At 70.9% G+C, this 24,582-nt stretch carries 18 protein-coding genes; 11 read left to right on the plus strand and 7 right to left on the minus strand.

What is annotated here, in order from left to right; genetic code table 11:
• Window positions 1-43: 43 nt before the first annotated feature.
• The 4 genes from ACFWU9_RS18230 to ACFWU9_RS18245 are packed head-to-tail and all read right to left on the minus strand — an operon-like array spanning window position 44 to window position 5,548.
• On the minus strand, window positions 44-2,461 hold the full coding sequence (locus ACFWU9_RS18230; RefSeq protein ID WP_384319462.1) for a glycoside hydrolase family 3 N-terminal domain-containing protein: 2,418 nt from the start codon (window positions 2,459-2,461) through the stop codon (window positions 44-46).
• The gene (locus ACFWU9_RS18235) at window positions 2,458-3,276 is read right to left on the minus strand and encodes a carbohydrate ABC transporter permease (RefSeq protein WP_384319464.1); all 819 of its coding nucleotides are present in this window, start codon (window positions 3,274-3,276) and stop codon (window positions 2,458-2,460) included. Before ACFWU9_RS18235 ends, ACFWU9_RS18230 begins: the two co-directional genes overlap by 4 nt.
• The gene (locus tag ACFWU9_RS18240; RefSeq protein WP_384319466.1) at window positions 3,276-4,235 is read right to left on the minus strand and encodes a carbohydrate ABC transporter permease; all 960 of its coding nucleotides are present in this window, start codon (window positions 4,233-4,235) and stop codon (window positions 3,276-3,278) included. Before ACFWU9_RS18240 ends, ACFWU9_RS18235 begins: the two co-directional genes overlap by 1 nt.
• Before the next feature lie 14 nt (window positions 4,236-4,249).
• On the minus strand, window positions 4,250-5,548 hold the full coding sequence (locus tag ACFWU9_RS18245; protein WP_384319468.1) for an ABC transporter substrate-binding protein: 1,299 nt from the start codon (window positions 5,546-5,548) through the stop codon (window positions 4,250-4,252).
• Window positions 5,549-5,689: 141 nt separating this feature from the next.
• Between ACFWU9_RS18245 and ACFWU9_RS18250 the strand changes: the two genes are divergently transcribed.
• Together ACFWU9_RS18250 and ACFWU9_RS18255 are read left to right on the plus strand one after the other, a co-directional pair.
• Window positions 5,690-6,763: a LacI family DNA-binding transcriptional regulator gene (locus ACFWU9_RS18250; RefSeq protein ID WP_384319470.1), complete on the plus strand. Its 1,074-nt coding sequence runs from the start codon at window positions 5,690-5,692 to the stop codon at window positions 6,761-6,763.
• Window positions 6,764-6,848: 85 nt separating this feature from the next.
• Complete coding sequence (locus ACFWU9_RS18255; RefSeq protein ID WP_384319472.1) at window positions 6,849-8,210, plus strand: NAD(P)/FAD-dependent oxidoreductase; 1,362 nt, start codon at window positions 6,849-6,851, stop codon at window positions 8,208-8,210.
• 75 nt (window positions 8,211-8,285) lie between these two features.
• On the opposite strand, the gene ACFWU9_RS18260 is transcribed toward ACFWU9_RS18255, so the two are convergent.
• Window positions 8,286-11,507, minus strand: a complete 3,222-nt coding sequence (locus tag ACFWU9_RS18260; protein ID WP_384319474.1) for an alpha-L-rhamnosidase — start codon at window positions 11,505-11,507, stop codon at window positions 8,286-8,288.
• 526 nt (window positions 11,508-12,033) lie between these two features.
• On the opposite strand from ACFWU9_RS18260, the gene ACFWU9_RS18265 reads away from it, so the two are divergent.
• The 3 genes from ACFWU9_RS18265 to ACFWU9_RS18275 all read left to right on the plus strand — a co-directional run bounded on the left by ACFWU9_RS18265 (window position 12,034) and on the right by ACFWU9_RS18275 (window position 15,508).
• Complete coding sequence (locus ACFWU9_RS18265) at window positions 12,034-13,335, plus strand: PP2C family protein-serine/threonine phosphatase (RefSeq protein ID WP_384319476.1); 1,302 nt, start codon at window positions 12,034-12,036, stop codon at window positions 13,333-13,335.
• Window positions 13,336-13,478: 143 nt separating this feature from the next.
• On the plus strand, window positions 13,479-15,062 hold the full coding sequence (locus ACFWU9_RS18270) for an ATP-binding protein (RefSeq protein ID WP_384319585.1): 1,584 nt from the start codon (window positions 13,479-13,481) through the stop codon (window positions 15,060-15,062).
• Window positions 15,059-15,508 carry a response regulator gene (locus tag ACFWU9_RS18275; protein ID WP_384319478.1) on the plus strand — a complete coding sequence of 150 codons (450 nt, stop codon included), beginning with the start codon at window positions 15,059-15,061 and terminating at the stop codon, window positions 15,506-15,508. Before ACFWU9_RS18270 ends, ACFWU9_RS18275 begins: the two co-directional genes overlap by 4 nt.
• 126 nt (window positions 15,509-15,634) lie before the next feature.
• Here ACFWU9_RS18275 and ACFWU9_RS18280 read toward each other — a convergent pair whose 3' ends face one another.
• Window positions 15,635-16,153 carry a MarR family winged helix-turn-helix transcriptional regulator gene (locus tag ACFWU9_RS18280; RefSeq protein ID WP_384319480.1) on the minus strand — a complete coding sequence of 173 codons (519 nt, stop codon included), beginning with the start codon at window positions 16,151-16,153 and terminating at the stop codon, window positions 15,635-15,637.
• Window positions 16,154-16,269: 116 nt separating this feature from the next.
• Between ACFWU9_RS18280 and ACFWU9_RS18285 the strand changes: the two genes are divergently transcribed.
• Complete coding sequence (locus ACFWU9_RS18285; RefSeq protein WP_384319482.1) at window positions 16,270-17,505, plus strand: PP2C family protein-serine/threonine phosphatase; 1,236 nt, start codon at window positions 16,270-16,272, stop codon at window positions 17,503-17,505.
• Between the two features lie 46 nt (window positions 17,506-17,551).
• On the opposite strand, the gene ACFWU9_RS18290 is transcribed toward ACFWU9_RS18285, so the two are convergent.
• Window positions 17,552-18,454, minus strand: a complete 903-nt coding sequence (locus ACFWU9_RS18290) for a SigB/SigF/SigG family RNA polymerase sigma factor (protein WP_384319484.1) — start codon at window positions 18,452-18,454, stop codon at window positions 17,552-17,554.
• A 175-nt stretch (window positions 18,455-18,629) separates the two neighbouring features.
• Here ACFWU9_RS18290 and ACFWU9_RS18295 point away from each other — a divergent pair, with 175 nt between their 5' ends.
• From ACFWU9_RS18295 to ACFWU9_RS18315, 5 genes are all read left to right on the plus strand, one after another.
• On the plus strand, window positions 18,630-19,784 hold the full coding sequence (locus ACFWU9_RS18295) for a DUF475 domain-containing protein (RefSeq protein WP_384319486.1): 1,155 nt from the start codon (window positions 18,630-18,632) through the stop codon (window positions 19,782-19,784).
• Window positions 19,785-19,867: 83 nt separating this feature from the next.
• Window positions 19,868-21,421 (plus strand): SDR family oxidoreductase, encoded by a 1,554-nt coding sequence (locus ACFWU9_RS18300; protein WP_384319488.1) that lies wholly within the window; start codon window positions 19,868-19,870, stop codon window positions 21,419-21,421.
• Window positions 21,422-21,504: 83 nt separating this feature from the next.
• The gene (locus ACFWU9_RS18305) at window positions 21,505-22,311 is read left to right on the plus strand and encodes a nucleotidyltransferase domain-containing protein (protein WP_384319587.1); all 807 of its coding nucleotides are present in this window, start codon (window positions 21,505-21,507) and stop codon (window positions 22,309-22,311) included.
• A 202-nt stretch (window positions 22,312-22,513) separates the two neighbouring features.
• The gene (locus tag ACFWU9_RS18310; protein ID WP_384319490.1) at window positions 22,514-23,740 is read left to right on the plus strand and encodes an ROK family protein; all 1,227 of its coding nucleotides are present in this window, start codon (window positions 22,514-22,516) and stop codon (window positions 23,738-23,740) included.
• A gap of 311 nt (window positions 23,741-24,051) precedes the next feature.
• A complete protein-coding gene (locus ACFWU9_RS18315) occupies window positions 24,052-24,555 on the plus strand; it encodes a flavin reductase family protein (protein WP_384319492.1) in 504 nt (167 codons plus the stop codon).
• Window positions 24,556-24,582 lie beyond the last annotated feature (27 nt).

A 24,582-nucleotide genomic window follows, 5' to 3' on the forward strand; every position in this document is an offset into this window, starting at 1 on the left:
TATGCCCTGATATTCACCTGTGCTGACCCCGCATCAGGGTGATCTATTCCGTCGCCTCCCGGTGTATCCGGGCATGCAGCGCGCGGGTGTGGTCCACCTCCCGTACGGCGCCGGTGAGAGTGACCCGGGCGGTGAGCCGGGTGTCGGCGCTGGAGGCGCCGAGCCGCAGCTCAAGCTCGCCCGGCTCCACGATCCGGCGCCCGTCCCGCCCGGTGAAGGAGGCCAGATCGGCGGGGACGACGGCGCTGATCCGCGCCGCCTCGCCCGGCTCCAGCGGCACCCGCAGATAGCCCACGAGGCGCTGGACCGGCTGCACGACCGAGGCGACCGCGTCGTGCAGATACAGCTGCACCACCTCCGTGCCCGCCCGGCCGCCGGTGTTGCGCACGGTGAAGGAGAGCGCCAGCTCGCCGTCGGTCGGGGCCGTGCTGTCGGCCGTGAGCGCGGACCAGACGAACGTGGTGTACGTCAGCCCGTGCCCGAACGCGAACGCGGGCGTCGGATCGACATTCGACGAGTCGCCGGCCCGCGCCAGCCGGGCCGCCAGATAGGTGGCCGGCTGCCCGCCCGGCCGCCTCGGAACGCTCACCGGCAGCCGGCCCGACGGCTCGACCCGGCCGCTCAGCACCCCCGCGATCGCGCGTGTGCCCTCCTGCCCGGGGAAGAACGTCTGCACGAGCGCGGCCGAGGTGTTCACGGCCGCCTCGCCCAGCGCGTACGGCCGCCCCGCGAGCAGCGTGACCACCACCGGCGTACCGGTGGCCAGCAGGGTGTCGAGCAACTGCTGCTGTACGCCCGGCAGGGCCAGCGACTCCGCGTCACAGCCCTCGCCGCTCGTGCCCCGGCCGAAGAGGCCCGCCCGGTCGCCGAGCGCGGCCACGATCACATCCGCCCCGCGCACCGCCCGCAGCGCGGCGGCGAATCCATCGGTGACCGGCGAGTCGACGCCGCACCCGGCGGCGGTGACGATCTCGCACCCGGGGAACTCCGACATCAACGACTGGAGCAGCGTGGGCAGTTGCACCCCGGCCGGGGTGCCGGGGTGCTGGGACCCCACATGGACGGGGAAGGAGTAGCAGCCGAGGACCGCGGTGGGGGTGTCGGCCTGGGGGCCGATCACCGCGATCCGGGCGGGCCGCTCCAGCGGCAGGACCCCGTCGTTGCGCAGCAGGATCACCGATCGCTCCGCGAGGCGGCGGGAGATGTCCCGGTGCGCGTCGCTGTCCAGGCTCACGGTGTCGCGCAGCCGCTCCGGCGCGTCGAGAGCGACGTCCGCCAGGGCGGGCGGCCGGGGGCTCCAGTCCGGGTCCAGCAGGCCGAGCTGGGCCTTCTGCGTCAGCACCCGGCGCAGCGCCCGGTCGATCACCTCCGTCGTCAGCAGGCCGGCGGCGACGGCCTCCCGCAGGGGACGGGCGAACGTCTTCACGGTGGGCAGCTCGACATCGACCCCGGCGGTCAGGGCGATCGCCGCGGCCTGTCCCCAGTCCCCGGCCACCCCGTGCAGGGACTTGAGGAACGCGATGCCGAAGTAGTCGGCCACGACCGTGCCTTCGAAGCCCCAGGTGTCCCGGAGCAGCCCGGTCAGCAGCCCCTCGTCCGCCGCGGCGGGTATGCCGTCGGTGTCCGTGTAGGCGTGCATCACCGACCGTGCGCCGCTCTCCCTGATCGCCATCTCGAAGGGCGGGAGCATGACATCGGCGCGCTCCCGGGTGCCCATGCTCACCGGTGCCAGATTGCGCCCGGCACGGGAGGCCGAGTAGCCGACGAAGTGTTTCAGGGTGGCGACCAGACCGGTGGACTCCAGCCCCTGGACGTACGCGGTGGCGATGGTCCCGACGAGATACGGGTCCTCGCCGATGGTCTCCTCGACCCGGCCCCACCGCGCGTCGCGCACCACGTCCAGCACGGGGGCCAGCCCCTGATGGACGCCCACCGACCGCATGTCGCTCCCGATCGCCGCCGCCATCACCCGCACCAGGCCGGGATCGAAGGACGCGCCCCAGGAGAGCGGGACCGGATAGGTGGTGGCGCCCCAGGCGGCGAAGCCCGCCAGGCACTCGTCGTGCGCGATCGCCGGAATGCCGAACCGGTTGCCCGCGACGATCCGTTCCTGGGTGCGCATCAGGGACAGCGCGCCCAGGGCGGGATCGACCGGGACGGTCCCGAACGGCCGGGTCAGCTGGCCGAGTCCGTCCGGGAGCAGCTCGTCCAGGGCGGGCGGCTCGTCCATGTCGTGCTGGTGCGGGGCGACTTCGGCGCCGTCGGCGGAGGCGCCCGCCCACAGGCCGTACAGCTGGGCCAGCTTCTCCTGGAGGGTCATCGCGGCGATGAGCTCCTCGACGCGGGCGGCACGGGCCGCCGTCCGGGAGCGGTCGTCGTGGAGTGCGGCGGGGCCGCCGTCCGCACGGGCGGTGGCGTTCTGCGTGCCCGAGGGGGCGTCGGTGGTCACGTTGTCGGTCACTTCCCTCCGACGCCCATCAGCCCCTGGACCAGGGCCCGCCGGGCGAACAGGTAGACGAGCAGGACAGGCACGGTGGACAGCACCACGGCGGCCAGCAGGCCCGGGATCTCGATGCCGTGCTGGGTCTGGAAGTTGTACAGACCGAGGGTGATCACCTTCGACTCCTCGGACTGGGTGAGCACGAGCGGGAAGAGGAACCCGTTCCACGCCTGGAGCGCGGCGAACACCACGACGGTGGACAGTCCGCTCTTCGACAGCGGCACGACGAGCTGGAAGAACACCCGCCGCGCGTCGGCGCCGTCGATGGCCATCGCCTCGAAGAGGTCGTCGGTGATGTCGCGCATGGTGCCGGTCAGGATGAGCACGCAGACCGGCATGCAGAACGCGGCCGTCGGCAGGATGACGCCGATGAGGTTGTCGTAGAGCCCCGCCTCGCTGATCACGTAGAACATGGGCACGATCACCGCCTGGGCGGGGATCGCCAGGCCCAGCAGGAAGAGCCGGAAGACACCCGACGTGGCGCGGCCCCGGTTGCGGACGATCGTGAACGCCAGCGGTGGGACGAGGAGGACGACGATCGCGACGACACTGGCCGTCACGATCAGCGTGTTCACGAAGTACCGGCCGAAGCCGTTCGAGAAGCTGTCGAGGTAGTTCTGGAAGGTGACGTGGTCGGGGAAGCCCAGCGGGCCGCCCGACTGGTAGTCCGGGCGCGACTGCACCCCGGCGCCGAGCATGACGTACAGCGGCAGGCCGACGACGAAGAGCCACAGGGTGACACCCACGCCCGCCAGGTAGTTGGGTCGGCGCCTCATCACATGCCTTCCTTGGTGCCGGCCATCCGGTCGTAGCCGGAGACCCGCACCACGACCAGCGAGACGGCGGTGGCCACCAGGACCAGCAGCAGCGCGATGGCCGCGCCCGCGCCGAACTCGAAGCCCTTGAAGGCCTTCTGGTACATGTAGTAGGCGCTGATGGTGGTGTCGGTGCCCGGTCCGCCCTGGGTGAGGATCAGGACCGTGTCGAAGGTGGTGAGACCCCCGACGACCATCAGGATCACCGACGTGATGATGGAGTTGCGCAGCTGCGGCAGGGTGACGTGGAGGAACTGACGCACCCGCCCGGCGCCGTCGATCTCGGCGGCCTGGTAGAGAACCGCCGGGATCGCGCGTGTCGCGCCCTGGTAGATCAGCGCGTGCAGCGGCGTGTACTGCCAGGCGCTCACCAGCACCAGTACGGAGATGGCTCCCGTACGGCTGCCGAGGAGATTGCCGTCCCCGAAGAGCCATTCGGCCTCCGCGGGGACGCCGAAGTTCGGGTCGAGCAGGGCCCGCCACAGCACCGAGACGGCGGTCGCGGACAGCAGCAGCGGCACGAAGAAGACCGCCGACAGCACGGCCCGGTTGCGCTGCGGGCCCGCGGCCCAGACTCCGAGCAGAATGCTCAACGGGGTCTGGACCACCACCCCCAGGACGGTGAGCAGCACGCTCAGCCACAGACTCTTGATCATCACCGGGTCCTGGAAGAGCGTGACCCAGTTGTCGAATCCGGCGAACTCCGGTGAGCCCAGGCCCGACCAGGTGGTGAAGGACAGGACGGCCACCAGCACCAGCGGCACGACGGCGAACAGCGCGAAGAACACGACGGCGGGCAGGGCCCAGCCGATACCGGGCCGGCCGGTCCGGCGCCGGGCACCGGGACCGGCCGGCCCCCGGGCCCGGGCGGGCCGGGGCCCGTCCTTCGCCAGGGGAGGGGTGGGGGAAACCGAGACCATGAAGGATGTCCCTCTCAGGCGGTCGTGAGGGCTTGCATGGCCTTGATGAATCCGTCCGCGTCGAGCTGCCCGTTGAAGAACTGCTGGACCGCCACATAGATGGGGGTCATGTTCTTCGGCGGATACGCCTGGTCCCACGAGAGCTGGAACGCGGGCGCCTTGTCCACCAGGTCGTACTGGTACTTCAGATACTCCGGGTTGTCGGCGGAGCCCAGGAACTTCCCGGTGTTCGTGGTGGTCGGCAGATTGCCGATCGCGAGCTGCGACTCGACGAACTCGTCCGAGTACATGAGCTTCAGGAACTCGGCTATCTCGTCGGCGTGTTCGGTCGACGCGCGGACCGAGTAGAAGTTGTTGGTGTTGCCGACGAGGTTGGCCGCGTCGCCCTTGCCGCCCTCGACACCCGGGAAGGCGCTGTAACCGAGGTCGTTCTTGGCGAAGTCGGGGTTCGCCTCCTGCTGGGTGGAGTAGGCCCACGACCCCATCAGCTCGAAGGCCGCCCTGCCGCTCGACAGCAGGGCCGGAGAGCCGCCGTCGGTGAACTTGACCGAGTCGTAGTTGGTACCGAAGGCGCCCGCGTCGATGAGCTCCTTCAGCATGTCCAGCGCCTTCCTGCTGTCGGCGCTCTCCCAGACCTCCTTGTCGCCGGCCAGGGCCTCCTTGAACAGCTCGGGTCCCGCCACGCGGTCGTACAGATACTCGAACCACATCATCGTGGTCCACCGGTCGCCGCCGCCGAGAGCGATGGGCGTGACGCCCTCGCCCTTCAGGGTCTTCACGGCGGCCAGCAGCTCGTCCCAGGTCTTGGGCGCTTCGACACCTGCGTTGCCGAGGACCTTCTTGTTGTGGAAGAGCAGCACGGGCTGGGTGCCGCGCATCGGCACGCCGTACGACTTCCCGTCGACCTGGGCGGTCTCGAAGACGGACGGGAGGAAGTTCGACTTGAGCCCCGGCTCCTTCTTGATCATGTCGTCGAGCGGCAGCAGCAGATCCGCCTCGACGAAGGGCGTGATGCTGCCGCCGCCCCAGTTGAAGAACACGTCGGGGGCCTGCGGGGTGTTGATGACCGTCTGGAGCTTCTGCTGGTAGTCGGCGCCGGGGACGGTGTCCAGGACCGCCTTCACGTCGGAGGTCTTGTTGAAGGTCGCGACGATGCGCTCCTCCACCCGGTTCGTGGCATCGCCGTAGACCAGTACGTGGAACTCGTCCGAACTGCCGGAGGACGAGCCGCCGCCACAGGCCGCGAGGCCCAGACTGAGAGCGAGCGCCGCGCCTCCTGCGACGGCTCGACGGAACCGTGCGCGTGTCTTCATCGGTCGACCCTTCGAAAGTATCGGGAATCTGATCGAAAGTCTCTGTGGAGAGCGACCGTAAGGTCCGCTCAAGGGCCGGTCAACATCGCTGTCACCACTCGACGAAACCGTTACACAACGCCGTGCTTTATCCTTCAGTCCATGCGAGACGACAGGAGTACGGGGCGAGTCACCCTCGCTCAGGTGGCCACCCAGGCGGGTGTTTCCCTTTCGACAGTTTCGAAGGTGCTCAACGGGCGCCCCGATGTGTCCGCCCCGACGCGTGTCAAGGTCGAGGAACTGCTGGAGGCGCACGGCTACCGACGCTCCTCGGCGTCTCCCCCCGAGGCTCCGCTCATCGAGATCGTCTTCCACGAGCTGGACAGCGCCTGGTCGATGGAGCTCATCCGGGGCATGCAGAACGTCGCCAAGAGCGCCGGCGCCAGCGTCGTCCTCACCGAGACGGGGACCCGGCACTCCCCGGGCGCCGAGTGGGTGGAGGGCGTTCTGCGCCGCCGCCCGCTCGGGGTGGTGCTGGTCTTCTCCACCCTCCCCGACGAGCTCAAGAAGAAGCTGTGGTCACGCGCCATCCCGTTCGTGATCATCGATCCGGCGGGCGACCCGGAACCCGACGTACCCTCCGTGGGATCCGCCAACTGGGCCGGCGGACTGGCCGCCACCCGCCATCTGCTCGACCTCGGACACCGCGGCATCGCCGTCGTCACCGGTCCCGAGGACATGCTCTGCTCCCTCGCCCGCCTCGACGGCTTCCGCTCCGCCATGGCGATGGCCGGTGTCGAGGTCGACCCCCGCCTCGTGCGGTTCGGCGACTTCCATGTCCAGGCCGGCTACCACCACGCGATGGAACTGCTCCGGCTCAGCGAACCGCCGACCGCGATCTTCGCCGGGAGCGACCTACAGGCACTCGGCGTACTGGAGGCCGCACGGGTGCTCGGCGTCCAGGTGCCCGAGGACCTCTCCGTGGTCGGCTACGACGACATCCCGCTGGCCCAGTGGTCGAGCCCCGCGCTGACCACCGTCCACCAGCCGCTGCTGGAGATGGCCGAGGAGGCCGCCCAGATGCTGCTGCGGCTCCGGCGCGGCTACCAGAGCGGCGGGCCCCGGCCGGACACCCGCTCCGACGCCCGCCCCGACCAGGCCGACACCCGGATCGAGTTCGGTACGCGACTGGTCGTCAGGAACAGCACCGCGGTGGTGAAGTCCGCGACGGAGTGAGTCCGTCCGTGGGAGAACCGTGAGAGAAACCGGACCCGGGGAAGGTGAAGGGGCGACCCAGCAGGACCGGGAAAGGACGGACACCGTGGCACGACCGAGGATTCTCGTAGTGGGAGCAGGCTTCGCGGGTTCCGCGGCCGTGCGGCGCCTGGAGCGGAAACTGGTACCGGGAGAGGCGGAGATCAGCCTGGTCACCCCGTTCTCGTACCAGCTCTATCTGCCGTTGCTGCCCCAGGTCGCCTCGGGAGTCCTGCCCCCGCAGGCCATCGCGATCTCACTGCGCCGCAGCAGGAAGCACCGCACGCGGATCGTCCCCGGCGGGGCCATCGGAGTGGATCCCAAGGCCAGGATCTGCGTCGTCCGGAAGATCACCGGGGAGATCGCCGACCTGCCCTACGACTACCTCGTGCTGGCCCCCGGCAGTGTCACCCGCACCTTCGACATCCCCGGACTCGTCGACCACGCGCGCGGCATGAAGACGCTCGCCGAGGCCGCCTACATCCGTGACCACGTCGTCGCACAGCTCGACCTCGCGGACGCCAGCCTGGACGAGAAGGAGCGCGAGGCCCGCCTCCGGTTCGTCGTGGTCGGCGGCGGCTACGCGGGTACGGAGACGGCAGCCGCCCTGCAACGCGTCACCAGCGGCGCACTGCGCCGGTATCCGAGGCTGGACCCGGACCAGATCAAATGGCATCTCATCGACATCGCCCCGAAGCTCATGCCCGAACTCGGCGACAGGCTCGGCACCACCGCCCTCGGCATCCTCCGCAGGCGCGGGATCGAGGTGTCGCTCGGCGTGTCGGTCTCCGCGGTCGGGCCCGACGAGGTGACCTTCACCGACGGCCGGGTGCTGCCCTGCCGCACGCTCATCTGGACGGCAGGCGTGGTCGCGAGCCCGCTCGTCGGCACGTTCGACGCCGAGAAGGTACACGGCCGGCTCGTCGTCTCGCCCGAGCTGCGGGTCAGGACACTCGACGGAGTCTTCGCGCTCGGCGACGCCGCCGCGGTGCCGGACCTGACCAAGGGCGGCGACGCGGTCTGCCCGCCCACCGCCCAGCACGCGATGCGGCAGGGCCGTACGGCCGCGGACAACATCATCGCCACCGTGCGCCGACAACCGCTGCGGCGCTACGAGCACAAGGATCTGGGACTGGTCGTCGACCTCGGCGGCAGGGACGCCGTCTCCAAGCCGATGGGCGTCGAACTGCGCGGGATGCCCGCCCAGGCCGTCGCCCGCGGCTATCACTGGTCGGCGATGCGCACCAATGTCGCCAAGGCGCGGGTGCTGACCAACTGGATGCTCAACGCCGTCGCCGGGGACGACTTCGTACGGACCGGTTTCCAGGCCCAGAAACGGGCCACGCTGCACGACTTCGAGTACACCGACGCCTATCTGACACCGGAACAGGTGCGCGAGCACGTACGGGCGCTGACCGCGCGCGCCTGACCGGGAGCGGGGAGAGCCAGCCGGGTACGGAAGAGCCTCCCGTACCCGGCCGGCGCGGACCGCCCCGGTCGGGGATCAGACGGTGAACCGATGGCGCCCCGACGCCACCGCGTACACCGCGCAACCGTCCTCCATCCGCAGGAACGTCGCGCCCCTGTGCCTGACGTCAGCCGCCCTCCGGGCCGGCACCCACACCTGCGCCGTGGTGTTGGGCGGCACGGCGCACTCCAGCTCGAAACCGCCGGGCCCGGACTCCCAGCGGGTGGTCACCGGCCCGTAGACCGACGCGTACCGGCCCCCGGCCCGCCGCACCTCACCACCGGGGCGCGGCCTGATCACGATCTCCTTGAAGCCGGGCCGGCCCGGCGCGATGCCCGCGACGTTCGCGTACATCCACTCGCCGACCGACCCGTAGGCGTAGTGGTTGAAGGAGTTCATCCCGGCGTCCTGGAAACCGCCGTCCGGCCTGATGGAGTCCCAGCGCTCCCACATCGTGGTCGCGCCGTTCTCGATCTGGTACCCCCAGCCGGGGAAGGTGCGCCGGTGCAGCAGCCGGTAGGCGACATCGGTGCGGCCGGCGGCGGTGAGCACCGGCAGCAGCCGGGGCGTGCCGAGGAACCCGGTCGACAGATGCCAGTCCTTCGCCTCGATCAGCGCCACCAGCCGGTCCGCTGCGGGCTTCCGGGCCGCTTCCGGCAGCAGATCCATCGACAGGGCGAGCACGTACGCCGTCTGCGTGTCCCCCTTCACCCTGCCGTCCGCGCCCACGTACGCCGCCCGGAAGGCGTCGCGGACCTGGCCGAACAGCGTCTCGTACGGCGCGGGGTCCTTCCCCAGCACCCGCGCGACGCGCGCGGTGAGATCCGCGCTGTGCGCGAAGTAGGCGGTACCGATGACGTCCTTCGGTGTCTCGTCCTCGATGTTCAGCCAGTCGCCGAACCCCTCCGCCGGACGCAGGAGGCCGTCGCTGTGCTCACGCAGATAGTCCAGCCACCCCAGCAGCGAGTCCCACGACTGCTCCAGGATCCGCTCGTCGCCGTACGCCTGGTACAGCGCCCACGGCACCGTGACCCCCGCGTCGCCCCAACCGGCCGCGCCGTCACCGACGTTGCCGATGTCGGGCGCGACATGGGTGAACGAACCGGCGTCCGTCTGCGCGTCCCGCAGGTCCTGGAGCCACTTGGTGAGGAAGCGCGCCGACTCCATCACGTAGGTGGCGGTGGGGGCGAAGACATTGATGTCGCCGGTCCAGCCGAGCCGTTCGTCCCGGGCGGGGGTGTCGGTCGGAATGGAGAGGAAGTTGGAGCGCTGACCCCAACTGATGTTGCTGTGCAGCTGGTTGAGCATCGGGACGTCCGACTCGAACTCGAAGGTGAACGGCGCCGACGTGTGCATGACCCGGCCGGTGACCGCGCTCGCCCGCGGTGTGCCCGGGAAGCCGGTGACCTCGACGTAGCGGAAACCGTGGAAGGTGAAGCGCGGCTCGTACGTCTCCTCGCCCCCGCCCCGGAGGGTGTAGGTGTCGGTGGCCCGCGCCGAACGGAGGTTGGCCGTGTAGAGGGACCCGTCCGGGTTCAGCACCTCGGCGTGGCGCAGCCTCACGGTCGTACCCGCCTCGCCCGACACCCGGAGCCGTACCGAACCGACCATGTTCTGCCCGAGGTCGAAGACGAAGACCCCCGGAGCCACGCGGGTGACCTTCTTGGCGGGCAGCTCTTTCATGATCCGCACCGGGCCGTCCAGCTCCGCGACGATCTCCGTCTCCACCCCGTCGACCCGCTCGGCGGCGAGCCACCCCGCGTCGTCGAAACCGGGCGAGGTCCAGCCCTTGGTCTCCAGGCGCGCGTCGTACTCCTCGCCCGCCTGCATGTCGGCCGACACGATCGGCCCGGGAGCGGCCCGCCAGCCGTCCCCCGACACGACCCGCTCCCTCGTCCCGTCCTGATAGACGACCTCCAACTGGGCCAGCAGCGCGGGCCGGTCGCCGTAGTGGTGCGGACCGAACATGCCGAGATTCCCGCCGTACCAGCCGAGCGCGAGATGCGCCCCGAGCGCGTTGGCGCCCCGCCGGACGAGCCCGGTGACGTCGTACGTCTGGTACTGGACCCGCCGGCGGTAGTCGGTCCAGCCGGGAGCGAACTGGTCCTTGCCGACCCGCTGTCCGTTGAGGTGCGCCTCGTAGTGGCCGAGCGCCGTCGTGTACAGACGGGCGCTCGCCACGGGCTTGTCCGCCAGCCGGAAGCCGTGCCGGAGCTGGGTGGCGGGGAAGTGCGCGGGCGCCACCGCGCCCCACGGCCCGGAGCCCCAGGCGGGACCCGCCTTCGCGGCGGGCCAGGCGCTGTCGTCGTAACCGGCCAGCCGCCACGCGCCGTCGGCGCCGGACGGCTCCTGGTCCGTCGTGCGCCACGTGCCGTCGGTACGGACGGCGGCGGTGCCGTCGGCGGAGGTGACTTCCAGCACGGCGATGAGACCGGCCGGACTCGCGGTGGCGTTGACCGCGGACGCCGCCACGACGTTGGCGCCCGCGCGCAGCTGGGCCGTGACGTCCACGACGGCCGGCCGGCGCCAGTTCTCGGCGGGCCCGTCGGGTTCGGTCCGGCTCACCTCGGTGCCGTTCACGTACACGGTGTACGCGTCGTCGGCGCCGATCACGAGCCGGGCGCCGGTGACGCCGGCCGGGACGTCGACGGCGCGGCGGAACCAACGGGTCCCGGCGGGCAGGTTGTCGGTCGGCTCGCCCTCGGGGAACCAGATCCAGGACGCGCCCCGCAGGCTCGGGGCGGTGGTCAGCGTGGCCGGCGCGGCGATCCACCGAGCGGACCAGGCAGCCGTGCTCATCAGCCCCGTCTCCCACCAGGCGCTCTCGCTCCAGCCGGAGACCTCGCCGGAGGCGTTCCAGACCCGGACCGACCAGTGATACCGGGTCAGGGGCTTGAGCGCGGGCCCCGCGTACGGCACGAGGACCGACCGGTCCGACACGACCTTGCCGCTGTCCCACACGTCGGGCTCGGCAAGCCGGTCGGGACGGGTGGCGACCCGGATCTGGTACGCGCTCTGCGCCTGGCCGTTCGTCTCGGACACCAGGGGCCAGCTCAGCCGGGGCTCCGGGGTGTCGAGGCCCAGCGGATTGCGTACGTACTCGACGGTCGGCGGGCCGACCCGGAGCGCGCCGGCCCGGCCCGGTCCGGCGGCGACCGACGCGTCGGCGGCCTGTGCCGACGGCGTGGCGGCCGTGGCGAGGGTGGTGCCCAGCGCTGCTGCGGTCGTGGTGGTGAGCATGCGGCGTCTACTGATCACGTCAACCCCAGAACAATTCGACAGTGAATCGATTCACTGACGGAAAGTAGGGGCGGCTCCCTGGTCGGTCAAGGAGTCGCGCGCATATTTCCCCTCCGGGCAGGGGAATTGAGCGGCGCCGCTGAACCCTTTCAGTCCCAACGGCCTCCTGCGTGCGGCAGACGGGGCGCCGCCGGGTCCCGGCCCTTGCCGCCCCCGGTCCCCGGCCGCATCGGCCCCCCGGGGCCTCGGCGGTGCGGGCCAGTTGTGATCGATCCGCACTCCACGGTCCTCGTCTCTGCCAGGATCTCTTTCGGGTACTCCGGAACCGTCGTCCCGCGCGCGGGCGCTCGATGTCCCCGGGTGTCTGACCGGCGGTCGGACCGCCGGTCGGGCGGCCGGTCGGGCGGGCGCGCGGCCCCGGCGGTCGCCCGAGGGTGATCCAGGAAAATGTTGTCATGGGGTAACTGATCGCTTTAGTCTCAACGCGGACGCACCCGGAGGTCCCACGGGCTGCGGCGCCAGTGGCGAGAGGAGAACAACTGCCATGGGCACCCGCCCGAACACAGCTGTGAAATCCACCTCGGGCAGACCCGGCACCCCCTCGTCCCCCGGCACCCGGGGCCAGGTCCCTGCCAGCCGGGACACGACGCGGGGGGACGACGCCACGCAGGCGCTGTGGAACGGCCGCCCGCCCACCGTGCTGTTGATCGAGGACGACCCCGGCGACGCGCTCCTCGTCGAGGAACTCGTCGCGGACAGCGAGGTCCCGCTGCGGCTGAGCCTCGCGAGGACCCTCGCGGAGGCCGTCACCGCGCTGGAGGCGGAGATTCCGCAGTGCATCCTGCTCGATCTCCATCTCCCCGACGCGCAGGGTCTGGAAGCCCTCGAACGGGTCCTCGTCCATGCCGGCGCCTCGGCCGTGGTCGTACTGACCGGGCTCGCCGAGGAACGGTCCGGACTCGCCGCCGTGGCCGCCGGAGCCCAGGACTACCTGATCAAGGGGCGGCTGGAGCCCGACCTGTTCGTCCGCGCGATCCGCTACGCGATACAGCGCAAGCACACCGAACAGGCCGCGTCCGCCCTCCAGACGAGCCGGCTCCGCGCCCAGGAGAACGCCCGCCTCGAACGCGGCCTGCTCCCCACCCCGCTGCTCCACGACACGACGGTCGCGGTCTGCGCCCGCTACCAGCCCGGCCGCTCCCAGGCCCTGCTCGGCGGTGACTTCTACGACGTCGTCCAGACCCCGGACGGTATGACCCACGCGGTCGTGGGCGACGTCTCCGGACACGGCCCCGACGAGGCGGCACTCGGCGTCTGCCTGCGGGTCGCGTGGCGCTCCTTCGTCCTGGCGGGCGCCCGTGGTCAGCAACTCCTCGCCCTGCTCGAACAGATCCTGGTGGCCGAGCGGTCCGGTCCCGAGATCTTCGCGACCCTCACCTGTCTGACCCGCTCGCCGGCCGACGAGCACATGAACCTCCAGCGCGCCGGCCACCCCGGGGTGCTGATCCGCTCGCCGGAGAGAGGTGTACACCTGGAGGAGGTACCGGGAGGTCCGGTACTCGGCCTGCTGCCCGGCCTCGTGTCCTGGCCCGTGACGCCCGTCCCCGTCCACCGGGACGGCGCTGTGATGATGTTCACGGACGGGCTCATCGAGGGACGGGTCGGCACGGGTTTCGAACGGCTCGGGGAGCAGGGTCTCCTGGAGATCGCCCGGCGCCACACGCACGAACCGGCCGACGCGTTCGTCGACACGCTGATCAACACCGCGCAGAGCCTCGCGGCGAGCGGCGGAGGTCTGGCGGACGACGTCGCCGTGCTCCACCTCGAATGGAACGGTGCCAACTGATGTCCGAGACGACCCGCCTCTCCGTCGGAGCACCGCGCTCCTCCTCCGATCCGCCGCCCTCCGGAGACGTACCGCCCGAGGGGACCACCCCGCCGTCCCGGCCCACGGCGCCCCCGCCGCCGTTCGGCCACCGGGTGCGGATAATGAGGCGGCTGACCGTCCAGGGCTGGTTCCTGCTGGCCGTCGCCGCGCTCTGCCTCATGACGCTGGTCGCCGGGGGAGTGGCCGCGACAGTCCTGGCGCGCACCACCGACACCGGCGACCACCTCATCGACGAGGTGGCTCCGGCCCGTACCCAGGCGTTCCGCCTCCAGGCCGCCCTGCTCAACCAGGAGACCGGCGTACGCGGCTATCTCCTCACCAAGGACGAGACCCTGCTGGAGCCCTACCGGCGCGGCCTCCTCGACGAGACCCAGGCACGTGAGCGGCTGGTCGCCCTGCTCGACGGGCTCGACCGGCCGGTGGCGGACCTGCGCGCGGTCGACCGGGCGGCGCGCGAGTGGCGCACCGAGTTCGCCGACCCGGCGCTGGCCGGCGCGGGTGACGAGCCCGCCTCGGTGACGGAGGCGAAGCGGGCCTTCGACCGGGTACGCGCGGCGCTCGACGCCCAGCAGACACATCTCGGGGACGAACAGCGCCAGGCCCGGGCCGACTTCTCCGAGGCCCGCTCCGACCGCGACCGGGCGCTGATCGCCGCCCTGGTGGCGTTCCTGCTGACCGGGGCGGCCATCACCGTCCTCGTGCACTTCACGGTGGTCCGGCCGCTGGACACGGTCCGTACCGCGTCCCGGCGGGTCGCCGACGGGGACTTCGACCACGCGATCCCCGCGCACGGGCCGGCCGACCTGCGGACCCTCGCCCAGGCGGTGGAGGGCATGCGGCTGCGGGTCGTCAGCGAACTCGCCACCTCCCGGACCAACGAGGAGGAGCTGGCCCGTCAGACCGCCGACCTGGACGCGGGCGCCGTGGAGCTGCGGCGTTCCAACGCCGAGCTGGAACAGTTCGCGTACGTCGCCTCGCACGACCTCCAGGAGCCGCTGCGCAAGGTCGCCTCCTTCTGCCAGCTGCTGGAGAAGCGCTACGGGGACCAGCTCGACGAGCGGGCCACGCAGTACATCGGCTTCGCCGTCGACGGCGCCAAGCGTATGCAGGTCCTGATCAACGACCTGCTCACCTTCTCCCGCGTCGGCCGGGTCCAGGACGCGCAGGAACAGGTTCTTCTCGACGCGGCCCTGGACCGCGCCGTACGGAATCTCTCGGTGACCATCGAGGAGACCGGTGCCGAGGTCGAGCGCCCCGCGGAGCTGCCCCAGGTGGTGGGCGACCCGACGCTGCTCACGATGGTCTGGCAGAACCTCCTGGGGAACGCGGTCAAGTTCCGCCACCCCGACCGGGACCCGCGCGTCACCATCGCGGCCGAACGCACGGAGGACGACGACTCCTGGACGTTCACCGTCACCGACAACGGAATCGGCATCCCCGAGGAGTTCGCCGAGAAGGTCTTCATCATCTTCCAGCGGCTGCATGCCAGGGACGCTTACGCGGGCACCGGCATCGGTCTGTCACTGTGCAAGAAGGTCGTCGAGCACAGCGGCGGCCACATCTGGATCGACACGGATTACACCGACGGCACCCGTATCGCCTTCACCCTCCCCGTCGAAGAGGCGCGGCCCGTCGCCGTCGGGCCGTCATCGCCGGCACCCACCACCGAAGGAAGCACCGTATGAGCACTTCGTCCCAGCCGCAGCCCGTCGAGGTCCTCCTGGTCGAGGACGACGCGGGCGACGAACTCATGACACGGGAGGCGTTCGAGGACAACAAGATCGGCAACACGCTGCATGTCGTACGGGACGGTCTGGAAGCCCTGGACTTCCTGTACCAGCGGGGCGAGCACACCGAGGCCCCCCGCCCCGATCTCATCCTGCTGGATCTGAATCTGCCCAAGTACGACGGCCGGCAGGTGCTGGAGAAGGTCAAGTCGGACCCCGACCTCAGCCATATCCCGGTGGTGGTCCTCACCACGTCGGCGGCCGAGGAGGACATCCTGCGCAGCTACAAGCTCCACGCCAACGCCTACGTCACCAAGCCCGTCGACCTCGACCAGTTCATCAAGGCGATCCAGCAGATCGACGACTTCTTCGTGACCGTGGTCAAGCTGCCGCGCCTGTTCTGAGCCCGGCCTAACGCGCTGTTAAGCTGCACCGACAGGGATTGTTTCCCTGCGGCAATAGTCTCGGCGGGACCGCACTCCGACCCCGCACCATCCACCACTCGTACGCGGAAATGGGGCGCGATGACGTCAGGCGCTGTCCGCCGCAGTGCCCTGGTCGTCGTCCGTGGAACGGGCCTGCGCCGCGGCGTCGAGCCGGGCGGACGCCGCCGCGTGGAACGCGGTCAGCCCCTCCGTGAGCGCGGCCACCGCCGCGGGGTCCATGCCGTCCAGTACGGCGCTGACCTCCCGGGCCCGTATCGCCCGGTACTCGTCCAGCACCTTGCGTCCGCGCGGGCTCAGCCGCAGCTCCACCTCACGGCGGCTGGTCGTACTCGTACGCCGCTCCACCAGGCCCAGCGCCTCCATCCGGTCGCACAGCCGGCTGACCGACGGAGGGCGCGAGCCGAGCGCCTGGCCGAGCGAGCGAAGATTCGTCCCGTCGTACTTCTCCAGCACGAGCAGGGCCCTGAGCTGCGAGGGCGACACCGTCCCCGACGGCGCCGCCTCCTGGCCGCGCCCCCACAACACCTCGAGCAGCTCCGAGGCGGCACGAGCGGCCTCGGACATCTTCTCGCGCTGACGCGGTTGACCGGTGAGGGGGGACATCCGTCCACTCTGTCACCCGACGCCGACCTCTGTCAGCTCTGCCCCGCCCACGAGGCCGCCCACCGGGCCGTCCGCGGGCCCGCCCCCGTCCCCCTACCAAGAATGTCTGAGAGACCGTGACGCAACGCGACGATGAACTCGGAAGATCGGTGCGGGCAGCCGCCCCGTACGCGCTCGTGGACAAGGTGCGCGACGCGCTCGCCGCCTCGCACGGCGCGACGCGCGTACAGCTCTTCCTCGCCGACTACGGCTTCACGGTCCTCACCCCGTACGACCCCCTCCCCGGCAAGGAGCAGCCGCTCTCCCTCTACAACAGCCCCGAGGGCCGCGCCTTCGGCAGCCAGGAACCGCGCGAGCAGCAGGTCCGGCACGGCGACGCCGTCGATCACCATCTGCCGGTGACCGTCCGCGGCGAACGCACCGGCATCCTCTCCGTGCGGCTGCCCGGCGACCGGTCCACCCCGGAGGCGGTGGACGAGCTGACGCAGGTCGCCGCCCTGCTCGGGCACGAGATCATGGTCGCCGAGCGGGACACCGACGCCTACCAGCGCGCCCGCCGGGTCACCCGGCTCACGCTCGCGGCCGAGATGCAGTGGCAGCTCCTCCCGGCGCGCGCGTGCAGCGCCGAGGAGTTCGCCATCGGCGCCCATCTGGAGCCGGCCTACGCCATTCACGGCGACAACTTCGACTGGGCCGCCGACGACGAGCAGCTCACCGTCGCCGTCACCAACGGCATGGGCGAAGGCATCCAGGCGTCCCTGCTCAGCAATCTCGCCGTCAACGCCCTGCGCAACGCGCGTCGCTCGGGCCTCGACATCGCGGGCCAGGCCGCCCTCGCCGACCAGGCGCTCTACCAGCAGCACCGGGGCGCCTCGTACGTGTCGACCCTTCTGATGCGCTTCGAACTGGCGACCGGCCGCGTGGAGGTCGTGGACGCGGGCTCGCCGCAGCTGTGGCGCCAGCGCGGCAGGACGGTCGAGCGCGTCCCCCTGGAGGCACAGCTTCCGCTCGGCATGTTCGAGGAGTCCCACTACGAGGCCCAGGATTTCCACGTACTGCCGGGCGACCGGCTGCTGATGGTGAGCGACGGCGTGTACGAGGCGCTGTCGCCGGACGGGGAGCTGTACGGCGAACGGGCGCTGGCCCGTGCCATCCACTCCACCAGCCTGCTCCCGGCGGCGACGGTGCCGCGTGCCGTGCTGCGCGCGCTGAGCGACTTCCGCAAGGCGGACACGACGGACGACGCGCTCGCCCTCTGTCTCGACTGGTCCGGCCGGCAGGACACCGGACAGGGCGCGGAGCCGGGACCCCCCGCTCCGGACGCCGGGCGGACGCCGTCGGCCGAGGGCTGAGCGGGAGGTTGGGGGTGCGCACCCGCACCCCCAACTCCCCGGAGGCTCACTCCTCGGCGAGCATGCCCGTGCGCAAGGTGCTCAGGATGCCGGAGAGCAGCCGGGACACATGCATCTGCGACACCCCCAGCTCGGCCCCGATCTGGGCCTGTGTCATCTCGCGCCCGAACCGCATCTCGACGATTCCGCGTTGCCGTTCGTCGAGCTCCCCCAGCAGCGGGGCCAGCGCCTGGAAGTCCTCGACCAGCTCCATGGCCGGATCGCACGCGCCGAGCGTGTCGGCGAAGGCGCGCCCGGCGGTACTTTCCGGTCCGTCGTCCCCGCTCTCGCCCGGGAGATCGAGCGATCCGGCCGTGTAGCCGTTGGCGGCGACACGCCCGTCGATGACCTCTTCCTCGGTCAGCTCCAGATGTTCCGCCAGCTCGGCCACCGTCGGCGCGCGGCCGAATCTGTCGGTCAGCAGGTCCTGTGCCTTGACCAGGTCCGTACGCAACTCCTGGAGTCTGCGCGGCACATGCACGGCCCAGGTGGTGTCCCGGAAGAACCGCTTGATCTCGCCGTGGATGTACGGCACGGCGAAGGAGCTGAACTCCACCTCACGGGAGAGGTCGAACCGGTCGATGGCCTTGATCAGACCGATCGTGCCGACCTGGAGGACATCCTCCATGTCACCGCTGCCGAGATTCCGGAAGCGCCGTGCGGCGAATCTGACCAGGGACTGGTTCATCTCGATCAGTGTGTTTCTGGCGTACTGGTACTCGCGTGTGCCTTCTTCGAGGACCTGGAGCCGGTCGAAGAAGAGCTTCGACAGCTTCCGCGCGTCCCGTGGGGAGACCTTCCCCGTGTCCTCGATCCAGGGAAGCTCGCCGCCGGGCGAGTCCGTGGCGGTGCTGGCCGCTCCGGTGCCCGCAGGGGCCGGAGCGGCGGGGGAATACGTACTCGTCGTCATGTCATCGCCTCCGCTGATGTGGACGCACTGTCGCGATGCCACTGACTGAGGGAGCCCGTCCGCTCCCACCGTGGCCTAATAGTTGCCGCCTGGCAAGTATTGCCGCGAAGCGGCCCTTCTAACGCGATGCCTGGCCGAAGATCGCCTAGCATGTCCGCGGAAGGCATGGTGAGTCGTGGTACTGAAAACATTCGGCTGGGCGTTCGGATTCACCGCTCTCGGCCTCATGGCGGCGGTGTTCTACGACGGATGGGCCGCGCTCGGGGTCGTGGCGATCCTGACCGTGCTCGAAGTGTCGCTCTCCTTCGACAACGCGGTCATCAACGCCGGAATCCTGAAGAGGATGAGCGCCTTCTGGCAGAAGATCTTCCTCACGATCGGTGTCCTCATCGCCGTGTTCGGCATGAGACTCGCCTTCCCCGTCATCATCGTCGCGGTCACCGCCAAGCTCAGCCCCGTCAAGGCGGTGCAGCTGGCGGTCGACGACAAGGACCGGTACCAGCAACTCGTCACCGACGCCCACCCGTCGATCGCCGCCTTCGGCGGGATGTTCCTGCTGATGATCTTCCTCAGCTTCATCTTCGAGGAACGCGACATCAAATGGCTCGGCTGGGTCGAACGCCCGCTCGCCAAGCTCGGACAGTTCGAGATGCTGTCCGTCTGCCTCGCGCTGATCGTGCTGCTCATCTCCTCCATGACCGTCGCGACCAACGCGCACCAGCACGGCGGCGAGCACGCCGACAAGGCCCAGACCGTCCTCACCTCCGGACTCGCCGGCCTCATCACCTATCTGCTCGTCGGCGGGCTCTCCAGCTTCTTCGAGAGCAGACTCGCCGAGGAGGCGGACACCGAGGCCGACGCCCAGGTCATCCCGCAGCGCGACCCGGACAAGGAGGAGGCGTCCGGTCGGCGCGGCAACGGCGGACCCTCGATCGCGGCGGTCACCGGCAAGGCCGCGTTCTTCATGTTCCTCTACCTCGAGGTCATCGACGCCTCCTTCTCCTTCGACGGAGTGATCGGCGCGTTCGCCATCACCAACGACATCGTGCTGATGGCGCTCGGTCTGGGAATCGGCGCGCTGTATGTCAGGTCCCTCACGGTCTATCTCGTCCGCCAGGGCACCCTCGACGACTACGTCTATCTGGAGCACGGCGCGCACTACGCGATCGGCGCGCTCGCCGTCATCCTGATCATCACCATCCAGTACCAGATCAGCGAGATCGTCACCGGCCTCATCGGGGTCGTCCTGATCGGCTGGTCCTTCTGGTCGTCGGTGCGGCGCAACCGGCGGATCGCGGCCGGCCAGGCCCGCCCGTCCGACATGGCCTGAGCGGCACCCGCCTAACAGACCGGGCGAGAGTGCGCGGACCGGGAGAAGGTGGACTCGACCGCACCCGGCCGACGGAGGGCACCATGACGGACCCCGCACCCGACCCCGACACCGATGCCGCACCCGACCCCGCCGCGCAGCCGTCGCTCCACTGCCTGGTGACCGGCGCCACCGGCTACATCGGCGGCAGGCTCGTTCCCGAGCTGCTGGACGCCGGACACCGGGTGCGCTGCCTCGCCCGTACACCCGAGAAGCTCCGCGACCAGGTGTGGGCCGGCCGGGCCGAGACCGTACGCGGCGATGTCACCGACCGGGAGTCGGTGGGCGAGGCCATGCGGGGCATCGACGTCGCGTACTACCTGGTCCACTCGCTCGGCACCGGCCCCGGCTTCGAGCGGACCGACCGCGAGGCCGCCCGGATCTTCGCCGAACAGGCCCGGGCGGCGGGCGTCCGGCGCATCGTCTATCTGGGTGGTCTGGCCCCCGCCGGCGTACCGGAGCACGACCTCTCGCCCCATCTGCGCTCCCGCACCGAGGTCGGGCACATCCTGCTCGACTCGCACGTCCCCACCACCGTGCTGCGCGCCGCCGTCATCATCGGTTCCGGCTCGGCGTCCTTCGAGATGCTGCGGTATCTCACCGAACGCCTTCCGGTGATGGTCACACCGAGCTGGGTACGGAGCCGGATCCAGCCCATCGCCGTACGCGACGTGCTGCGCTATCTCGTCGGCAGCGCGCGGATGCCCTCCGACGTCAGCCGCGCCTTCGACATCGGCGGCCCCGACGTCCTCACCTACCTCGACATGATGCACACCTACGCCGGTGTCGCCGGACTGCGGCGCCGGCTGATCATGCCAGTTCCGGTGCTCACACCGACCCTCTCCAGCCACTGGATCGGCCTCGTCACCCCCGTACCCTCCTCGATCGCCCGGCCGCTCGCCGAGTCCCTGCGCCACGAAGTCGTCTGCCAGGAGCACGACATCGCGCGGTACGTCCCCGACGGACCCGGCCGGCCACTCGGCTTCGAGAACGCGCTCACCCTGGCACTGCGCCGGATCCAGGACGCCCAGGTGGCCACGCGGTGGTCCTCCGCCTCCGTCCCGGGCGCACCGAGCGACCCCCTGCCGACGGACCCCGACTGGGCGGGCGGCAGCCTCTACACCGACCACCGCGAACTGACCGTGGACGTCGGCCCCGACGCCCTGTGGCGGGTGGTCGAAGGAATCGGCGGTGACAACGGCTGGTACTCCTTCCCGCTGGCCTGGGCCGTACGGGGCTGGCTCGACCGGCTCGTCGGCGGTGTAGGGCTGCGCAGGGGACGCCGTGACGCCGCACGGCTGAGGGTCGGTGACTCGCTCGACTTCTGGCGCGTGGAGGAGATCGAACCGGGCCGGCTGCTGCGGCTGCGCGCGGAGATGCGGCTGCCGGGACTCGCCTGGCTGGAGATGCGCGTCGAGCGCGACGAGCCCGGCCGTACGCGCTACCGGCAGCGCGCCGTCTTCCACCCGCGCGGGCTGCTCGGCCACGCGTACTGGTGGAGCATTGCGCCGTTCCACACCGTCGTCTTCGGTGGGATGGCGCGCAACATCGCCCGGGCGGCGGGCAAGGACGCGCCGGCTCCCGCGCTCGACGTCTGAGCCCCGCACGGCGCGCACAGGGACACCGGAGAACTCGGTCGCCGAGACCCGTCCGACTGTGCACACTGTCGGACGTGGATCGCATGGTGGAGATCGCGGACCGGCTGGCCGACGTGGGCGGTGTCGTCGGGGTGTGCCTCGGAGGCAGCCGCGCGAGAGGAGCGCACAGCCCCGATTCCGACTACGACCTGGGCCTGTACTACCGGCCCCCGCTGGACATCGGGGCCCTGCGGCTCCTCGCCGCCGAACTGACCGGTGAGCCGGTGGAGGTGACCGAGCCGGGCGGCTGGGGACCCTGGGTGGACGGCGGAGCCTGGCTCACCGTCGACGGCCACCGCGTCGACTGGATCTACCGCGACCTGGACCGGGTGCACCGCGTCTGGGAGCAGTGCCTGGCCGGGCGGTTCGAGATCGGCGCCCAGCCCGGCCATCCGCTCGGGGTGTACTCCCACTCCTACGCCGGTGAACTGGCCGTCGGGCGCGTCCTCGCCGACCCCGGCGGCGAGCTCCGGACGCTGCGGGAGCGGACCGCCCACTATCCGGAGCCGCTGCGCCGGGCGCTCGTCGACAACGCGCGCTGGGAGGCGCCGTTCATCCTGACCGGCGCCCGCAAGGGGGCGGCACGCGGCGACTCGTTCCATGTCGCCGGCTGTCTCTTCCGCGCGGTCGGAGTCCTCGTACACGCCCTCCATGCCCATGACGGACAGTGGGTGCTCAACGAGAAGGGAGCGGTACGGGCCGCGGGAGAACTCGCCGTCGCCCCGACCGAGTTCGCCGCACGCGCGCACGCTCTCTTCTCCGCGCTCGGCCCCGCGCCGGCCGCGCTCGACGACGCCGAGAGGCTCGCCGCCGAGGTGATCACCGCGGTCCACGATACGGCCGGTGATTGACCCGGTTCGGCCGCCGCGGTTACGTTGCCGACCATGCAGCGATCCGCGCGCCTGACGACTCGGGGTCATATCGATCTCAAGCGTGTCTGCTCGGCGGCGTGTCACCAGGGCTGACGACACAGCGCCCAAGCGGTCCGGACGACCCTCGACGCGACGCGTCCCGAGGTCGCCGCCGCTGCCTTCGAGCCCCTGGAAGACACCCGTGAGACAGCCGCCGGTGCCCGCCCGCCGACCACCCACCCAGCTGCGCCGCGCGGACATCCCGCGGGTCGTACCGCCACCCCGTCGCCCCGCCGGCACGAGGACCGTGCTGAACGCCGTCCTCGACCACGGCCCCGTCGCCCGCAGTACCGTCGCCCGTCTGACCGGTCTCTCGCCCGCCTCCGTCACCGGACACACCGCCCAACTGCTGGCGCGTGGACTGATCCGGGAGAGCCCGGAGACCACCGGACCGCGCGGCCTCGGCCGCCCCCACGTCCCCGTGGACATCGACACCGGCCGCTACCTCGTGGCGGGCGCGCACATCGCCGTCACCAACTCGACCCTGTCCCTGATGGATCTGCGCGGCCGGATCGTGGCCGAGGACCGGCAGCCGCACCAGGACACCCGGCCGCACCCGCGCCATGTACTGGACTCGCTGGCCGGGCGGCTGCCGCGGCTCATGTCCGCCCACTCCGACGGCCGTTCACTGCTGGCCCTCGGTGTGGCCACCGGCCACCGGGTGGACCCCGGCGCCGGGGTGATCAGGCTGCATCCGCAACTCGGCTGGCGGGACGTGGCCGTACGGGATCACCTGGCCGACGCGACCGGGCTGCCGGTCCATGTGGACAGCCACGCACGGGCGTTGGCGCGGGCCGAGCAGCTGTTCGGCGAGGCGTCGACGCGCGGGAGCGCGGTACTGCTCTTCGTCGGCGCGGTCGTGGACGCCGCGTTCGCCACCGCCGGGGAGGTGCACCTCGGGCCCCGGAACGGCGCCGGAAGCATCGCGCGTCTGCCGGTCGACGGCGGTGGCAGCCTCGAATCGGAGGTCTCCGAGGAGGCCATGGTGCGGCTCGCGGCCGGACAGGGCCGCGCCGTACGGTCGTTTCCCGCCCTGCTGGACCGGGCCCTGGCGGGGGAGGGGTGGGCAGTGGAGCTCTTCCGCCGCAGGGCCAGGCTCGTCGGCCGTGCGGCGGCGCTGCTGCTGGACATGCTCGACCCCGAGGTTCTGGTGGTGGTCGAACCGGGCACGGGGATGCTTCCGCACTGTCTGGCCGATCTACGGGCGGAGGTGGCCCTGCGCTCCGTCGTCTGCGAGAACCCCGAACAGGCCGTCGTGGCAAGCAGCTTCACCGGCAGTGTGCTCTCCACGGCGGGCGCGGCGGTGGCGCTGAGCGCCCTGTACGCGGACCCGCTCGGCCCCTGGCCCACACTGACGGCCGTGTCGTGAACCGCCGGACGGGCCGACTTAATTCAGAGAGTTGCATTGTTGACCGGGCCCGAAGACGGCACCGACAATGAATTCATGACCATTCGGCAGCGGATTCCGCGGTACGTGCCCTGCCTCTGTTGTCGCGCCTGAATTCCTTCCGCGCCTGAATTCTCCTCGCGCCACGGTCACTTCCCGATTCACCGGCGAAACGGCCTCCCGCCCCCTTGGCGCGCCCCGAATCGCCTGGTCCCACGCGTGCGCGTGCCAGTCACCCGCCTGGCCGCCGCCTGCCCCTTTTCACCGGCCCACCTCTCTTCCTGGGGGAGACGTTGACTCTCACCGTGTCGTCGCACCGCTCCGCGGGCATCGCCCCTGACCGCTTCAGGAAATCCTTCCGCCGATATCCGGCGGGCGTGGTCGTCATCACCGCCGACGCCGGCCACGGCCCGGTCGGATTCACCGCCACCTCGCTCACCTCCCTGTCCATCGACCCGCCGCTCGTCTCGTTCGGGATCGCCCTCTCGGGCTCCTCCTGGCCGACGATCGAGCGCGCGTCGTCGGCCGTCGTGAACTTCGTCGCCGCCGAACAGGAGCCGCTGGCGAGGACGTTCGCGACCAGCGGTGCCGACCGGTTCGCCGAACCGACCGCCTGGCACCGACTGCCGGAGGGCGATCCCGTGCTCGACGACGTGGCCGGCTGGCTGCGGCTGAGCATCCAGCAGCTCGTCCCGGCCGGCGACCACCGGATCGTCGTGGGCCGTGTCGAGGACGCCGAACACGACGAGAGCCGCCGCCCGCTGCTCTTCCACGACGGCCGCTATCTCGCGCTGTGAGCCGTGGCGGATCCCGTAACGCCGGGG

The organism is Streptomyces sp. NPDC058653 (assembly GCF_042716895.1).
Lineage (GTDB): Bacteria > Actinomycetota > Actinomycetes > Streptomycetales > Streptomycetaceae > Streptomyces.

Coding starts and splice junctions, on each gene's coding strand:
- ACFWU9_RS18245 (WP_384319468.1), bottom strand. CDS start 5,548: ATGAAGACACGCGCACGGTTCCGTCGAGCCGTCGCAGGAGGCGCGGCG.
- ACFWU9_RS18300 (WP_384319488.1), top strand. CDS start 19,868: ATGACGGACCCCGCACCCGACCCCGACACCGATGCCGCACCCGACCCC.
- ACFWU9_RS18235 (WP_384319464.1), bottom strand. CDS start 3,276: ATGAGGCGCCGACCCAACTACCTGGCGGGCGTGGGTGTCACCCTGTGG.
- ACFWU9_RS18270 (WP_384319585.1), top strand. CDS start 13,479: ATGAGGCGGCTGACCGTCCAGGGCTGGTTCCTGCTGGCCGTCGCCGCG.
- ACFWU9_RS18265 (WP_384319476.1), top strand. CDS start 12,034: ATGGGCACCCGCCCGAACACAGCTGTGAAATCCACCTCGGGCAGACCC.
- ACFWU9_RS18290 (WP_384319484.1), bottom strand. CDS start 18,454: ATGACGACGAGTACGTATTCCCCCGCCGCTCCGGCCCCTGCGGGCACC.
- ACFWU9_RS18250 (WP_384319470.1), top strand. CDS start 5,690: ATGCGAGACGACAGGAGTACGGGGCGAGTCACCCTCGCTCAGGTGGCC.
- ACFWU9_RS18280 (WP_384319480.1), bottom strand. CDS start 16,153: ATGTCCCCCCTCACCGGTCAACCGCGTCAGCGCGAGAAGATGTCCGAG.
- ACFWU9_RS18305 (WP_384319587.1), top strand. CDS start 21,505: ATGGTGGAGATCGCGGACCGGCTGGCCGACGTGGGCGGTGTCGTCGGG.
- ACFWU9_RS18275 (WP_384319478.1), top strand. CDS start 15,059: ATGAGCACTTCGTCCCAGCCGCAGCCCGTCGAGGTCCTCCTGGTCGAG.
- ACFWU9_RS18240 (WP_384319466.1), bottom strand. CDS start 4,235: ATGGTCTCGGTTTCCCCCACCCCTCCCCTGGCGAAGGACGGGCCCCGG.